The following is an 873-nucleotide window of genomic DNA, read 5'->3' on the forward strand; positions in this document are numbered from 1 at the left end:
CCTGAGCTCGATGTTGGGGAAGGCTTCGGTGAAGGCGGCCTGGCTGGTCCAGTGCAAGGTGCAGGCATGGCCGTCGAGCAGGCCGGCGCGCGCCAGGAAGAACGCGGCATCCGCCACCGCACCGATATGGGCGCCATTGCGCAGGCTCTTGCGGATCCAGTGTGCAGCGTCCTCGGCGACGAGGTGATCGGCATCGCCGCCCGAGCAGACGACGATGCGGTCGACCTTCGGCGCATCCTCGGCGTAAAAGCCCGGCTGGATGACGACGCCGTTCGACGCCTCGACCGCACCTTTCGTGCCGCCGACGATGATCCAGCGATAGCATTGCCGTTTCGCCAGGACATTGGCGGCGCGCAGCGGCTCGATGACCGAGCTGAACGCCATCATCGGAAAACCTGGGAACACCAGCACGGCGAAAGTGAGGGGTTCAGTGGGCTTGGGTGGTTCGCGCGTGGCCATGGGGCGCTACATTTCGGGCAGATGGGGTTCGGGGTCAATTGGCCGGTCCATCATCATGAGACGTCGGCGCCGCCCCTTGCCCTTCCTCTCCCCCGTCGATCGGGGGAGAGGTGTCGAGCGAAGCTCGACGGAGTGGGGGTCGACCCTCGCCGCGCGCCTGAGGTCTCTTGCTCGTCAGATTGTGCCTGTCTTGCGGCGACTGCGCGTCTGCGAACGCCTTCCCCACTCCGTCTCGGCTTCGCCGAGCCACCTCTCTCCCCTCCGGAGGGAAAGGAAAGGAGCCAAGGCAGGGCGATGAGGGGCAACGCTGAAGTTGCAAGTTGATTGAGCTTCTAGCCCGCCAGCGCCTGCTCCAGATCCGCAATCAGATCATCGCCATCCTCGATCCCCGCCGACAACCTTACCAGCGAATCC

2 protein-coding genes are annotated in these 873 nt (G+C 65.2%); both read right to left on the reverse strand.

Translation table 11 applies throughout. The features are described from left to right. Positions 1-459: AraC family transcriptional regulator (locus EN914_RS36895; protein WP_206527344.1), on the reverse strand; the 459-nt coding region annotated here is incomplete at its 3' end. Between the two features lie 332 nt (positions 460-791). Further along, on the reverse strand, positions 792-873 hold an 82-nt coding region (locus EN914_RS36905), incomplete at its 5' end, for a PLP-dependent transferase (protein ID WP_164779239.1).

Source organism: Mesorhizobium sp. M7A.F.Ca.CA.001.08.2.1 (assembly GCF_003998455.1).
Classification (GTDB): Bacteria; Pseudomonadota; Alphaproteobacteria; order Rhizobiales; family Rhizobiaceae; genus Mesorhizobium; species Mesorhizobium ciceri.